At 58.8% G+C, this 13,346-nt stretch carries 13 protein-coding genes; 2 read left to right on the top strand and 11 right to left on the bottom strand.

Going from position 1 to position 13,346, the window contains the following annotated elements; genetic code table 11:
* Positions 1-107: 107 nt before the first annotated feature.
* The 6 genes from acpP to ACP7E4_RS04400 all read right to left on the bottom strand — a co-directional run bounded on the left by acpP (position 108) and on the right by ACP7E4_RS04400 (position 4,113).
* Positions 108-344: an acyl carrier protein gene (gene acpP, locus ACP7E4_RS04425; RefSeq protein ID WP_426111540.1), complete on the bottom strand. Its 237-nt coding sequence runs from the start codon at positions 342-344 to the stop codon at positions 108-110.
* Positions 345-536: 192 nt separating this feature from the next.
* On the bottom strand, positions 537-1,280 hold the full coding sequence (fabG, locus tag ACP7E4_RS04420) for a 3-oxoacyl-ACP reductase FabG (RefSeq protein ID WP_020290382.1): 744 nt from the start codon (positions 1,278-1,280) through the stop codon (positions 537-539).
* A 14-nt stretch (positions 1,281-1,294) separates the two neighbouring features.
* On the bottom strand, positions 1,295-2,233 hold the full coding sequence (gene fabD, locus ACP7E4_RS04415) for an ACP S-malonyltransferase (protein ID WP_426111542.1): 939 nt from the start codon (positions 2,231-2,233) through the stop codon (positions 1,295-1,297).
* A gap of 144 nt (positions 2,234-2,377) precedes the next feature.
* On the bottom strand, positions 2,378-3,385 hold the full coding sequence (gene plsX / locus ACP7E4_RS04410) for a phosphate acyltransferase PlsX (RefSeq protein WP_426111544.1): 1,008 nt from the start codon (positions 3,383-3,385) through the stop codon (positions 2,378-2,380).
* Positions 3,386-3,389: 4 nt separating this feature from the next.
* The gene (rpmF, locus tag ACP7E4_RS04405) at positions 3,390-3,572 is read right to left on the bottom strand and encodes a 50S ribosomal protein L32 (protein WP_002552688.1); all 183 of its coding nucleotides are present in this window, start codon (positions 3,570-3,572) and stop codon (positions 3,390-3,392) included.
* A gap of 13 nt (positions 3,573-3,585) precedes the next feature.
* A complete protein-coding gene (locus ACP7E4_RS04400; RefSeq protein WP_020290385.1) occupies positions 3,586-4,113 on the bottom strand; it encodes a YceD family protein in 528 nt (175 codons plus the stop codon).
* A gap of 105 nt (positions 4,114-4,218) precedes the next feature.
* Here ACP7E4_RS04400 and ACP7E4_RS04395 point away from each other — a divergent pair, with 105 nt between their 5' ends.
* A complete protein-coding gene (locus ACP7E4_RS04395) occupies positions 4,219-4,797 on the top strand; it encodes a Maf family protein (RefSeq protein ID WP_426111550.1) in 579 nt (192 codons plus the stop codon).
* A 59-nt stretch (positions 4,798-4,856) separates the two neighbouring features.
* Here ACP7E4_RS04395 and ACP7E4_RS04390 read toward each other — a convergent pair whose 3' ends face one another.
* Genes ACP7E4_RS04390 through rluC form a run of 3 tightly spaced genes read right to left on the bottom strand, consistent with a single transcriptional unit; the run spans position 4,857 to position 7,513 of the window.
* Positions 4,857-5,861 (bottom strand): S49 family peptidase, encoded by a 1,005-nt coding sequence (locus tag ACP7E4_RS04390; protein WP_426111552.1) that lies wholly within the window; start codon positions 5,859-5,861, stop codon positions 4,857-4,859.
* 7 nt (positions 5,862-5,868) lie between these two features.
* Entirely contained in the window at positions 5,869-6,567 is a 699-nt protein-coding gene (locus tag ACP7E4_RS04385) for an HAD-IA family hydrolase (protein WP_426111554.1), read from the bottom strand.
* A complete protein-coding gene (rluC, locus tag ACP7E4_RS04380; RefSeq protein WP_331151195.1) occupies positions 6,557-7,513 on the bottom strand; it encodes a 23S rRNA pseudouridine(955/2504/2580) synthase RluC in 957 nt (318 codons plus the stop codon). The genes ACP7E4_RS04385 and rluC overlap by 11 nt, the downstream gene beginning before the upstream one ends.
* Positions 7,514-8,235: 722 nt before the next feature.
* Between rluC and rne the strand changes: the two genes are divergently transcribed.
* Positions 8,236-11,568: a ribonuclease E gene (gene rne / locus ACP7E4_RS04375; RefSeq protein WP_426111556.1), complete on the top strand. Its 3,333-nt coding sequence runs from the start codon at positions 8,236-8,238 to the stop codon at positions 11,566-11,568.
* A gap of 159 nt (positions 11,569-11,727) precedes the next feature.
* On the opposite strand, the gene ACP7E4_RS04370 is transcribed toward rne, so the two are convergent.
* Positions 11,728-12,321 (bottom strand): nucleotidyltransferase family protein, encoded by a 594-nt coding sequence (locus tag ACP7E4_RS04370; protein WP_426111558.1) that lies wholly within the window; start codon positions 12,319-12,321, stop codon positions 11,728-11,730.
* The gene (locus tag ACP7E4_RS04365; protein ID WP_426111560.1) at positions 12,318-13,307 is read right to left on the bottom strand and encodes an XdhC family protein; all 990 of its coding nucleotides are present in this window, start codon (positions 13,305-13,307) and stop codon (positions 12,318-12,320) included. Before ACP7E4_RS04365 ends, ACP7E4_RS04370 begins: the two co-directional genes overlap by 4 nt.
* Positions 13,308-13,346 lie beyond the last annotated feature (39 nt).

Here is a 13,346-nt window from a genome sequence, read left to right as displayed (position 1 = left end):
ACTCTCCTTTTCTCTTATTGACGATACAGGGCATCGTTTTTAAAGAAAAAACCGCACGCCGGCAGGCAGTGCGGTTTTCCCATGACAGCAACGACGATTACAGCGTGTTACGCCTGGTGGGCAGTAACGTAATCGATAGCAGCTTGAACAGTAGTGATTTTCTCGGCTTCTTCGTCAGGGATTTCAGTCTCGAATTCCTCTTCCAGAGCCATCACCAGCTCAACGGTATCAAGGGAGTCGGCACCCAGGTCTTCAACGAAGGAAGCAGTGTTGGTAACTTCCTCAGCCTTGACGCCAAGTTGCTCGACAACGATTTTCTTGACGCGTTCTTCGATGGTGCTCATACCTAGTTTTAACTCCTAGTGGACAAATTCAGGCGGCTGGCCGGTGGGTAAGTGTATAGAAGAGGTTTTGCGCATTTCAAGCTCAATGCTCACCCCGCTGACCTCACCGACCTGACGCCCATTAATAGATTGCAGCTTTATAACGGATTTTGGGCACAACGTATGACATTTTTTTACCGCAATCCGTTACTTTCAACTCATGTACATGCCGCCATTCACGGGGATTGTAGCCCCGGTAACGTAGCCTGCACCTTCCGAAGCAAGAAAAGCGACCACGTGCGCGATCTCTTCAGCCTGCCCCAGACGACCCAGTGGAATCTGGGAAATCAGCGACTCACGCTGAGCTTCCGGTAGCTCACGCGTCATATCGGTATCGATAAAACCCGGGGCTACCGAGTTTACCGTTACCGCACGCGAACCCACTTCACGAGCCAAGGCCCGGCTGAAACCTTCCAGACCGGCCTTCGCGGCTGCGTAGTTTACTTGGCCTGCGTTGCCCATGGCACCCACAACAGAACCAATACTGATAATTCGGCCCCAACGCGCCTTGGTCATGCCCCGCAAAACGCCCTTGGACAAGCGGAACAGGCTGTTCAGATTGGTATCGACGACATCATGCCATTCGTCATCTTTCATGCGCATCATCAGGTTGTCACGGGTGATGCCGGCGTTATTGACGAGGATCAACGGCGCGCCAACACGTTCCTGGATCAATGCCAATGTGGCGCTCACGGACTCGGAATCAGTCACATTGAGCATCAGACCGAAGCCTTCGATGCCCTGTTCCTTGAACGTTGCACTGATGCGCTCGGCACCGCTCTCGGAAGTCGCAGTACCTACGACCACAGCACCATTGCGCCCCAACTCCAGGGCAATGGCTTGACCAATTCCACGACTGGCACCGGTAACCAGTGCAACTTTACCTTGCAGGCTCATGCAAGCTCTCCTATTCAGGCCAGTGCCGCGCGAGCGGCGGCAAAGGCGTCTGGGGTGTTGAGGTTGTGAGTCGTCACGCCGTCGGCGCAACGCTTATTGAGGCCAGCCAGCACTTTACCCGGCCCGCATTCGACCAACTCGACAGCGCCATTGGCGGCCAACGCCTGGATCGACTCGACCCAACGAACCGGCTTGTAGAGCTGCTGCAACAGATCGGACTTCAGCGTATCGAGGTCGGACACAACGGCAGCGCTGACATTCTGCACCAGCGGAATCTGCGGAGCCTGCCAATCGATCGCCTCGACCGACTCGGCAAAGCGCTCGGCAGCCGGACGCATCAATTCGCAATGCGACGGCACGCTCACTGGCAACGGCAGGGCACGCTTGGCGCCACGCGTCTTGCACAGTTCCATGGCGCGCTGCACCGCAGCGGTCGAACCGGCGATGACAACCTGGCCTGGCGAGTTGAAATTCACCGCACTGACCACGTCGCCTTGAGCCGCTTCGGCACAGGCCGCCAACACGTCAGCGTCTTCCAGGCCAAGAATCGCCGCCATGGCGCCCTGCCCCGCAGGAACCGCTTCCTGCATCAACTGGCCGCGGCGCTCCACGAGTTTCACCGCATCGCCCAGCGACAGACTGCCAGCGGCAACCAGCGCACTGTATTCACCGAGACTGTGCCCGGCGACGAAAGCAGGTCGAGCGCCGCCTTCAGCCAGCCACAGACGCCACAACGCGATGGAGGCAGTCAAAATGGCGGGTTGGGTTTTGTCGGTTTGATTAAGTTCGGTTTCCGGCCCTTGCTGGGTCAGGACCCAAAGGTCGTAGCCCAGCGCCTGGGACGCTTCTGCGAAAGTTTCCTGGATCAACGGATATTGCGCAGCCAGCTCGGCAAGCATGCCCAGCGACTGCGAACCTTGACCCGGAAAGACGAATGCGAGGGATGCAGACATTTAACAAGCCTCTGAATTGTTGTCGCCGAAATTGACGCCCGGCCGTTTTGCCGTGCGCAAGAAGTCGAATGTTTAAGACTGATCGTTTGGATGACTGCTCGGTCAGCAGCGTCACATTTTCGGGAATCCCGTCCCGACGGCATACTAAAGCAACTCTTCAAGACGTCCATGCAAGCGTTGTGGAAGATTTTCGTGGATCTCGATCAACGCCCGCTGAATCGCACTTTGAAAGCCCTGCACACCGGCCGAACCATGGCTTTTCACCACAATCCCCTGCAAACCCAGAAAACTTGCGCCGTTATGCCTGGCTGGCGCCAGATCCGCCTGCATGCGCTTCATCAGCGGTAATGCCAATACGCCAACGGCCTTAGTGAGCAGGTTCTGACTGAACAAGGCCTGCACCCGCGCCGAAATCATCGTGGCCAGGCCCTCGCTGGACTTGAGCAGTATATTGCCGACAAAACCATCACAAACCACGACGTCAGCTTCACCGCGATACAAACCGTCGCCCTCGATGAAGCCGGAATAATTAAGTCCTGGAGCCGCCTGCAACAGACTGGCCGCCAGCTTGACCTGTTGATTGCCCTTGATGTCTTCGGTGCCGACATTGAGCAGCGCCACTTTGGGGCGAGAAACACCCAACGCTTCGGCGGCAACCGAGCCCATCACGGCGAACTGGTAAAGATTCTCGGCACTGCAATCGACATTCGCCCCCAAGTCCAGCAACTGACAATAGCCGCGCTGGGTCGGGATTGCCGCAACCATCGCCGGACGGTCGATGCCCGGCAAAGTCTTGAGCACGAAACGCGATAACGCCATCAGCGCGCCGGTATTGCCCGCACTGACACAGGCCTGAGCCTGGCCCTGCGCTACCAATCCCAACGCCACCCGCATTGAAGAGTCGGGCTTGCCTCGCAGCGCCTGGGACGGGCGCTCATCCATGGAGATGACTTCGCTGGCATTGACAACATGCAGGCGAGAGCGATCCACACCGGATTGGCGGGCAATGAGAGCTTCAATAAGGGAGGCTTGACCCACGAGGATCAGATGCAGCGAGGGCGTAGCAATCAGGCACGCGAGGCTTGCCTGAACAATGTTGCGGGGACCGAAGTCCCCGCCCATTGCGTCGATCGCGATGATCGGAGCGGACAAGAAATTACTCGTCAGCGCCCTTGTCGATCACTTTACGACCACGGTAAACACCTTCCGGCGAAACGTGGTGACGCAGGTGAATTTCACCAGTTGTCTTTTCTACCGACAGAGTGCTTGCCTCAAGAGCGTCGTGGGAACGACGCATGTCACGGGCAGAGCGGGATTTTTTGTTCTGCTGAACAGCCATAATTGATTAACTCCTAAACGTTTGGGTCACGCTTTAACTGCGCCAATACACTGAACGGGTTGGACCGCGTTACCTCGTCCACGCTCGGTTCGGGCTCATCGAGACCCGCCGGCTGCTGGCATTCTTCCGGATGATGAGCCGGCACAATGGGCAAGGCGAGCAGAAGCTCTTCCTCGATCAAAGCCAGCAGATCCAATGGATCTTCGCCCAGTTCCAGCACGTCATAACCTTTCGGTAACGACTGGGTATTCGCACCCTCCTTCATCACCGCGTAACTGCATTCGCTGTGAATCGGCAGGGTGACCAGCTCAAGACAACGCTGGCAAACCATCTTGACTTCGACGTCGATAGAACTGTGAATTACTACAGATCTACGTTCGTCACGCTCAAAAACGAATTTCGCCTGCACCGTACCGAGGTTATCGGAAAGCGGGTCGCAGAGTCTCTCCAAATCGGCCAGCAGCACTTCACCTTGAAGGGTAGTGCCACGATCAGCCAATTTGCGCGGGTCAACGTGAGGTGGAATCGGGTCATTCAACATAGGCGCAGCATTCTAGGGACGACCCCCAGGCATGTCAAAGGAAATTCAGGCCTGTTATCTACTAGCAGACTGATTAGAATCACTTTTCACCTGATGGAGAACCGCATGTTGCCCTTGTTGCTCGCTTCCAGCTCAGCTTATCGCCGGGAATTGCTGACCCGTCTGCGCCTGCCGTTTGCCTGCAGCTCGCCTGAAATCGACGAAAGCCATCGCCCCGACGAAAGCGCCATTGAGCTGGTGCAAAGGCTTGCCGAGGAAAAAGCCAGGGCGCTGGCCGACGATTATCCCGACCATCTGATCATCGGCTCGGATCAGGTCGCGGTGCTCGACGGCAAGATCCTCGGCAAGCCGCATACCTTCGAGCGCGCCCTGGCACAACTCTCTGCCGCCAGTGGCCGCAGCGTGACCTTTCTTACCGGCCTTGCGTTGCTCAATAGCGCAACCGGGCGCTGCCAGGTCGACCACGTGCCATTCACCGTCCATATGCGCGTGCTGGACGCAGCCCGCATCGAGCGCTACCTGCGCGCGGAAGAGCCTTACGATTGCGCTGGCAGCTTCAAGGCGGAAGGGTTGGGGGTCAGCCTGTTTCGCGCCACCGAAGGCAGCGACGCCACCAGCCTGATCGGCCTGCCGCTGATTCGGCTGGTCGACATGCTTGGCGACGAAGGCATCATCATTCCGTGACGCTACAAACAAAAAACCCGACCAATGGTCGGGTTTCTTTTCTTTTATAAGCAGAACTATCAGCGCAGCGACGGCCCGTTGAAGCCTGCCCACATTGCTATCTGCTGCGCAACGCTGGCACCCAGCTTCTTCGAGAATCGATCCAAAGGCGATTCCTTGACGGTGTAGTCGACCATTTCTTTTTCGCCGATCACATCACGCGCAACATGACTGGCGCTGCCCAGACCATCGATCAAGCCCAGCGGCAACGCTTGCTCACCCGTCCAGACCAGTCCGGAAAACAGTTCCGGATGCTCTTTATCCTTCAGGCGGTCGCCACGACCCAGTTTGACGCTGGCGATGAACTGCTTATGCGTGGTGTCGAGCACGCCCTGCCAGAAAGCCGTTTCATCGGCTTTCTGCGGCTGGAACGGATCAAGAAAGGCTTTGTGCTCGCCCGACGTGTAAGTACGGCGATCCACACCTAGCTTGTCCATGATGCCGACAAAGCCGAAACCTGCGGCTGTGACACCAATAGAGCCCACCAGACTGGCCTTGTCGGCATAGATCTGGTCAGCGGCGCTGGCGATGTAATAAGCCCCCGACGCACCCAGATCGGTAATGACGGCGTACACCTTGATCGCAGGCTTCTCGGCGCGCAGGCGACGTATCTCGTCGGCGATATAGCCGGATTGCACCGGACTGCCGCCAGGACTGTTGATCCGCAGGATCACGCCCTTGGTTTTGGTGTCTTCAAAGGCCGCGCGCAAGGCGCCCACAATATTGTCGGCACTGGCCGGCTCGTTGTCGGCGATCATGCCCTGCACTTCGATCAGCGCCGTATGGTTCTCGCTGCGCGACGCGCCTTTGTCAAAACTCATCAGCGGTGTAAACAGAAACAACGCAGTAATCAGGTAAAGAAAAGTCAGGGATTTGAAGAAGATCCCCCAGCGCCGCGAACGCCGCTGCTCCTGAACACCCGCCAGCAGCGTCTTTTCCAGCAGCTTCCAGCTCTTGGCATCAGCCTTGCTGTCTGCGACGTCGTCTGCATCTTTGGAGACTGGTGCTTTCCATTCGTCCGACATTTCTCAATCACCCCAACAACGAAGATTCAGTACTGTGCGCACCCAACCAGGTGCGCAGCTCGGGAAAACTGTCGATAGCCAGACGCGGCGCGTATTCGAGCAACGAAGGCAGCGACTGCGCGCCATACCCCACCGCCACTGAATCCATGCCGGCGTTACGCGCCATCAACAAATCAAAAGACGAATCACCCACCATCAGCGCTCGCTCGGGCGCAACGCCACAATGCTCGAGGATTTCGTTAAGCATCAGCGGGTCGGGCTTGCTGGCGGATTCGTCAGCAGCGCGAGTGATGTCGAAGAAATCCAGCCAGTCATGCGCCTTGAGTACGCGATCCAGCCCGCGCCGCGCCTTGCCGGTCGCCACTGCCAATTGATAGCCATCTGCGCGAAAGGCTTCGATCGCGTCTCGCACCCCGGCGAACAATGGCGAAGGGACAGTGTTGTCCAGGGCCATATAACTGTCGGCATAGCGTTGGCGGAAGTCGATCAGGTCGTTGGCGCTGATGTCCGGATAAAGCGTGCGAATGGCTTCCGGCAAACCCAGACCAATGATGCCCTTGATCGCAAAATCATCACGCACCTCACGGTCGCTCAAGGTCGCAGCAACCTGCATGGCCTCGACAATGCGACCGATGGAATCAGCCAGGGTGCCATCCCAATCGAAAATCAACAGCTCATAGCTTGACGGCTTGAAATCAGGGCGCACTCAATCGCTCCACGGTCTTGGCCCACATGTCATCCACTGGAGCCTGTAGTTTCAACTCGCCACCATCGGGCAGCGGCACGGTCAACATATAGGCATGCAGAAACAGACGCTTGCCACCCAGATCACGAATTTCGCGACTGAAATCTTCGTCACCGTACTTGGTGTCACCGGCGATGGCGTGCCCGGCGTGCAGGGTATGCACGCGAATCTGGTGCGTGCGACCGGTCACCGGCTTGGCCTCGATCATGGTGGCGAAGTCACCGAAGCGGCGCAGCACCTTGAAGATCGTCAGCGCTTCCTTGCCTTCGTCATTGACCTCGACCATGCGCTCGCCGGATCGCAGGTTGCTCTTGAGCAACGGGGCATTGACGCGCTTCTGCGAAGTATCCCAATGCCCGCGAACCAGAGCCATATAGCGCTTGTCGACACCATCGCCGCGCAAGGCTTCGTGCAGGTGACGCAGCATGCTGCGTTTCTTGGCGATCATCAGCAGACCGGAGGTGTCGCGATCAAGGCGATGGACCAGCTCCAGCTCCTTGGCGTCCGGGCGCATCTGACGGAAGGCTTCGATCACCCCGAAGTTCAGGCCGCTGCCGCCATGCACGGCGATACCCGCCGGCTTGTTCAGCACGATCAGCGCCTTGTCTTCAAAGACAATGGCCGCTTCAAGGCGCTGCAGCAGGCCTTGGGCAACAGGCACCGGCGCATCGCGCTCAGGCACGCGCACGGGCGGAACACGAATGATGTCGCCCGCCTGCAACTTATACTCGGGCTTGATTCGACCTTTGTTCACTCGCACTTCGCCCTTGCGCAAAATGCGGTAGATCAAGGTCTTAGGCACGCCTTTGAGGAAAGTGACAAGAAAATTGTCGATACGTTGACCGGCATATTCCGGCGCAACCTCTACCAGCTGGACGCTGGGGGTTGGAGGGGTGATGTTCGTCATGCCGCAAATCATAACAATTTTTTATGGATTTGAAGCACTTAATGATTGCTGCTATAGTCGCGAACGCCGCCAAAAGCGGCCTGGACAGCGGACAAACGGTCTAACCACCGGCCCTGCCCAACGCAATTCACGAGGACGCGAGGCCGTCCTACGGGGCTTTCGGTGACAACGAACAGCCTGGAGATGTAACAAGCGCAGGTGACATGAGGCCTGAAACAAGCCAGATCGCAGAGTTATCACTCGCCTTCAGAGCTCAAAATTCACGGCCAGTTCACAAAGTGCAGTCATCTTCAGACATTTCGGGCGAATACTTCGGAAACAACGCCTTAAGCCATGATGCGCGGCCCTCCTGAAGAAGGTCGCGGTAAATGCCAACCCGTTGCGGATTCAGCGCGCGGCAGCACCCGAATTATCAGGGATACGTGTAGGGTGGAGACGCACAACCATCGGACTGTGTAGCACTAGGCTTATTCAAGACGCTTCATCTCGTCCGCTACCGATGGTCGATTCCTCCTCCTGACAAAGCTTTTGCTGACAGGGTGTCTTTATGTCATCCCAGCAAGCAGGAAACGTCGTCGCGACTCCGGCCCCTCTGGCCGGATCCCCGCTAGACACTGGAGTGTCCAACCACTCTTGACGTGCCCTGACACCGACCGTGAGAAGTCGTGTGTGCCGAACGCCGTTTCCGGCAGCCCGGAAACCGACGGTACTACATGAAAAGAATGCTGATTAACGCAACTCAACCCGAAGAGTTGCGTGTTGCACTGGTAGATGGCCAACGCCTCTATGACCTGGACATCGAGTCGGGTGCACGCGAGCAGAAGAAAGCCAATATCTATAAAGGCCGAATCACTCGTATCGAACCAAGCCTGGAGGCTGCCTTTGTCGATTTCGGCTCTGAGCGCCATGGCTTCCTGCCCCTCAAGGAAATCTCCCGCGAGTACTTCAAGAAGGCTCCTGAAGGCCGCGTCAACATCAAGGACGTCCTGAGCGAAGGCCAGGAAGTCATCGTTCAGGTCGAGAAAGAAGAACGTGGCAACAAAGGCGCAGCCTTGACCACCTTCATCAGCCTCGCCGGTCGTTATCTGGTCCTGATGCCGAACAACCCGCGTGCCGGCGGTATTTCCCGTCGCATCGAAGGTGAAGAACGCAACGAACTGCGTGAAGCACTCAACGGCCTGATCGCTCCGGCCGACATGGGTCTGATCGTGCGCACTGCCGGCCTGGGCCGCAGCAGCGAAGAAATGCAGTGGGACCTCGATTACCTGCTGCAACTCTGGACTGCTATTAAAGAAGCATCCCTGGATCGCTCTGCGCCTTTCCTGATCTACCAGGAAAGCAACGTGATCATCCGCGCCATCCGCGACTATCTGCGCCAGGACATCGGCGAAGTGCTGATCGACAGCGTCGAAGCCCAGGAAGAAGCCTTGACGTTCATCCGTCAGGTGATGCCGCAGTACGCCAGCAAGATCAAACTGTACGAAGACAGCGTTCCGCTGTTCAACCGTTTCCAGATCGAAAGCCAGATCGAGACCGCCTTCCAGCGCGTCGTTGAACTGCCTTCCGGCGGCTCCATCGTTATCGACCCGACCGAAGCCCTGGTGTCCATCGACATCAACTCGGCCCGCGCCACCAAAGGCAGCGATATCGAAGAAACCGCGCTGCAGACCAACCTTGAAGCGGCTGAAGAAATCGCCCGTCAATTACGCCTGCGCGATATCGGCGGCCTGATCGTCATCGACTTCATCGACATGACGCCAGCCAAGAACCAGCGCGCCGTGGAAGAAAAAGTCCGCGAAAGCCTGGAAGCCGACCGCGCCCGCGTGCAGGTTGGCCGCATCTCGCGCTTTGGCCTGCTGGAAATGTCCCGTCAGCGCCTGCGCCCTTCCCTGGGTGAAAGCAGCGGCATCGTCTGCCCGCGTTGCAACGGCACCGGCATCATCCGTGACGTTGAATCGCTGTCGCTGGCGATTCTGCGCCTGATCGAAGAAGAAGCCCTGAAGGACCGTACTGCCGAAGTCCGCGCCCAGGTGCCGATCCCGGTTGCTGCGTTCCTGCTCAACGAAAAACGCAACTCGATCACCAAGATCGAACTGCGCACCCGCGCCCGCATCATCATCCTGCCGAACGATCACCTCGAAACGCCACACTTCGAAGTGCAGCGTCTGCGTGATGACAGCCCGGAAGCGCACACCAATCAGTCCAGCTACGAAATCGCCGCTGCCGCTGCCGAAGTGGAAGAAGTCGCGCCGCCAGCCGCCGCGACCCGCACCCTGGTTCGCCAGGAAGCCGCCGTCAAGACCGCGCCGCCACGTGCCAACGCACCGGTACCGGTTGAAGCTGCTGCGCCCGCCCCTGCTCCGGTTGTTCATGAACCAAGCCTGTTCAAGGGTCTGGTGAAATCCCTGGTGAGCCTGTTCGCCGCCAAGGAAGAGCCTGCCGCACCGGTCGTCGTTGAAAAACCGGCTGCCGAGCGTCCGGCTCGCAATGAAGAACGCCGCAACGGTCGTCAACAGAGCCGTGGTCGCACCAATCGTCGTGACGAAGAGCGCAAGCCTCGCGAAGAACGTGCCCCGCGTGAAGAGCGTGCAGAACGCGCGCCTCGCGAAGAGCGTGCGCCACGTGAAGAGCGTGCGCCGCGCGAGCCGCGTGAAGTTCGCGACGAAACCACCCCTGCCGCAGCCCCACGCGAAGAACGTCCGGCCCGCGCGCCACGTGAAGAACGCGCGCCGCGTGCGCCTCGTGAAGACCGCAAGTCCCGCGAAGATCGTCCGGTCCGCGAACTGCGTGAGCCGCTGGATGCTGCTCCGGCCGTCAACCTGGCCCGCGAAGAGCGCCCTGAACGCGCTACACGTGAAGAACGTCAACCTCGCCAGCCTCGTGAAGAGCGCCAGCCACGTGCCGAACAGGCCGTAGCAGCGGTCAGCGAAGATGAAGTGCTGCTCAACGAAGAGTTGATCGCCGACGACAATCAAGATGGCCAGGACGGCGCCGAAGGTGATCGCCCTCGTCGTCGTTCACGTGGTCAGCGTCGTCGCAGCAACCGTCGCGAGCGTCAACGTGATGCCAACGGCAACGTGATCGAAGGTTCCGAGGGTGCTGAAGGCACCGAAGGCACTGAAGAAAACGCCGAGCAAGCCAGCAGCACCGATGTCGCCGCAGGTCTGGCGGTTACAGCCGCTGTCGCTAGCGCCGTGATCAGCGCCCCGGCCGAAGCTCAGGCCAATCGCCAGGCAGAACGTGCGACTGCATCCGTCGAAGCGTCGGATTCGTCCTTCGCCCAATCGACCGAGGTGCAAACCCCGTCGATCCAGACGCCAGCGTTTGACGCACCGGAAGTCGAAGCTGCACAAACCGCAGCTTTTGCAAGCGAAGCACCGGCCATCGAAGCGCCAATCGCCGAGCAAGCGCCTAAAGCCGAGCCAGCGCCGGATGTAGAAGTACAGCCTGCGTTTGAAGCTCCGGTCGAAGCGCCAGCAATGGCCGCCCAGACCGAGCTGTTCGACGCACCGCACGCCGAGCGCGTCGTACCGTTCAAGCCAACGCCAGAGCCAACCGCTCAAGCGCCACTGGCAGAAGAAGCAGCTCCCTCCCGCGAAGAGGCTTTCGCCTCTGAATCAGTAGTTACTGAACCGGCGGTCACTGAATCGGCTGAGTTGCCAACACCTGCACCTGTGGTTGCCGAAGCACCTGCGTCCTACGCAGCTCCGGAAATCGTTGCCACGCCACCTGCCGCCGAAGCTGCAGTGGCTGTTGCCGAAGTCGAGGCCGAAGTTGAAACCCAGGCCCCGGCAGCTCCGGTGAGCAGCACTGGCCGTGCGCCAAACGACCCGCGTGAAGTGCGCCGTCGCAAGCGTGAAGCTGAACGTCTGCAGAAAGAAGCTGAAGAAGCTGCCGCCAACGCTCCAGTCGTGACTGAAGCTGCGCCGGTTGCACCTGAAGCCGAGCCGACCCAACCTTCACCGGTGGTCGACGAAAACCTGCAATCGGTTGAAGAAGTCGTGCAGCACCCGAAAGCGCTGGAAGAGAACAACGAGCCTAAACCTCTCGCTTAAGCTCTTCGCCTAAACAGCGCTGAATAAAAAGCCCCACCTGTGCAAACAGGCGGGGCTTTTTAATGGGCGTTGTCCCGTCCTTGTGGGGTGCACTTCATACTTCTGTGGGAGAGGACTTGTCCTCGATAAAGCGTTTTGGGACTTAAACAGGTTAGCCGGTTACGGCTTGAAGATCAGGGCTTCGGGCACGTCTACATCCCACAGCACGCCCGGATCATCCACTTCGACAACCGCTACAAGCGACGTCTGAAACAGACGCTTGGCGCCTTGATCGCCAGTCAGGGTCATCAGCGCAGGGCCGAGCTTGTGCCCAAAACCAACCGGATGACCGCGCTCACCTTGATGAACAGGCACACTGATGCAATCGTCCTGCAAGGACGCAATCACCTTGCCCAACGTATCCGGCAGGATAAACGGCATATCGCCCAGAACCACCAACCAGCCACGACAATAAGACGCAGTCGCGACCGCAGCGGCGATGCTGTCGCCCATGCCGGCTGAATCCAGCAACACCACTTCACAGCCGTAGCGCAGGCCAAGCCGGGAGATTTCCGGGTAATCCGGGCGAGTTATCAACAGGCACTTATCCACAACGCCGCGCAGCCCGATCAGTACCTGTTCCAGCACGGAACGCTCAACCCCGTCGAGGCCCAGGCAGCGCGCCAACAGCTTGTGCTGGTCAGTACCGGCTACGGCTCGATAACGACTGCCCTGCCCTGCGGCCAGCACAATGGCGCAGACCTCATTGGTCAATGGGCGGCCTCGGTGATCAACGGTTTTTTCTGTTGCAGGGCAATGCCGTTCTTGATGGAGACGATTTCGGCCATCAACGACAGCGCGATCTCAGCCGGGGTATGACTGCCGATATGCAGGCCGATCGGGCCGTGCAAACGAGCAATGGCCATCTCGCTCAAACCCAGCAGCGCAAGGTTTTCCCGGCGCTTCTGACTGTTGACCCGCGAGCCAAGCGCCCCGACGTAAAACGCCGGTGAGTTCAACGCCGTGAGCAACGCCATGTCGTCCAGACGTGGATCGTGAGTCAGAGCGACCACGGCAGTGCGCTCATCGGTCTCGATGGCCAGCACGGCATCATCGGGCATTCCCGGCACGAAGCGGGCTTGCTGATCTTCCCAGCCGAAGGAAAACTCCGTGCGCGGGTCGCAGATCAGCACGTCGAAATCCAGCAAACGGGCCATTTCCGCAACATAGCGCGACAGTTGCCCGGCACCGATCAACAGCAAACGCCAGCGCGGACCGTAAATAGCGCGCAAGGTATTACCGTCAAAACTCACCACATCGTCGCGTTGCGCGCTGTGCAGGCTGACTTCGCCGGTCTGCAGGTTCAGTTCACGGGCGACGATTTGATGGTCTTCGCAGCGCTGCAGCAGTTCTGCGACCCACTGTTCATCGCCAACCCACTCTTGCGTCAGGCGCAAGGTGCCGCCGCAAGGCAGGCCAAAACGGGCCGCTTCATCCAGGGTGACACCGTAAGTGATCAATTCGATGCCCTGCCCGTCACGCTGCAAGCGTCCGTCCTGCAAGCGGGCAATCAGATCGTCCTCGATGCAGCCACCGGAAACCGAGCCGATGACCACGCCGTCTTCGCGCAACGCGAGCATCGCGCCGGGTGGTCGAGGCGCGCTGCCCCAGGTCTGAACCACGCTATACAACACCACGCGCTGCCCGGCACGACGCCAATCGAGCACGCTGCGCAGGACATTCAAGTCAACGCTATCCATCAGGTGGGTCCTCATTGAAGGCATTCAGCCCAGAGGCAT

Source organism: Pseudomonas sp. DSP3-2-3 (genome assembly GCF_049898225.1).
GTDB lineage: Bacteria > Pseudomonadota > Gammaproteobacteria > Pseudomonadales > Pseudomonadaceae > Aquipseudomonas.
Note: the sequence above shows the minus strand (reverse complement) of the source record. Positions and strands in the feature narration are given on the sequence as shown.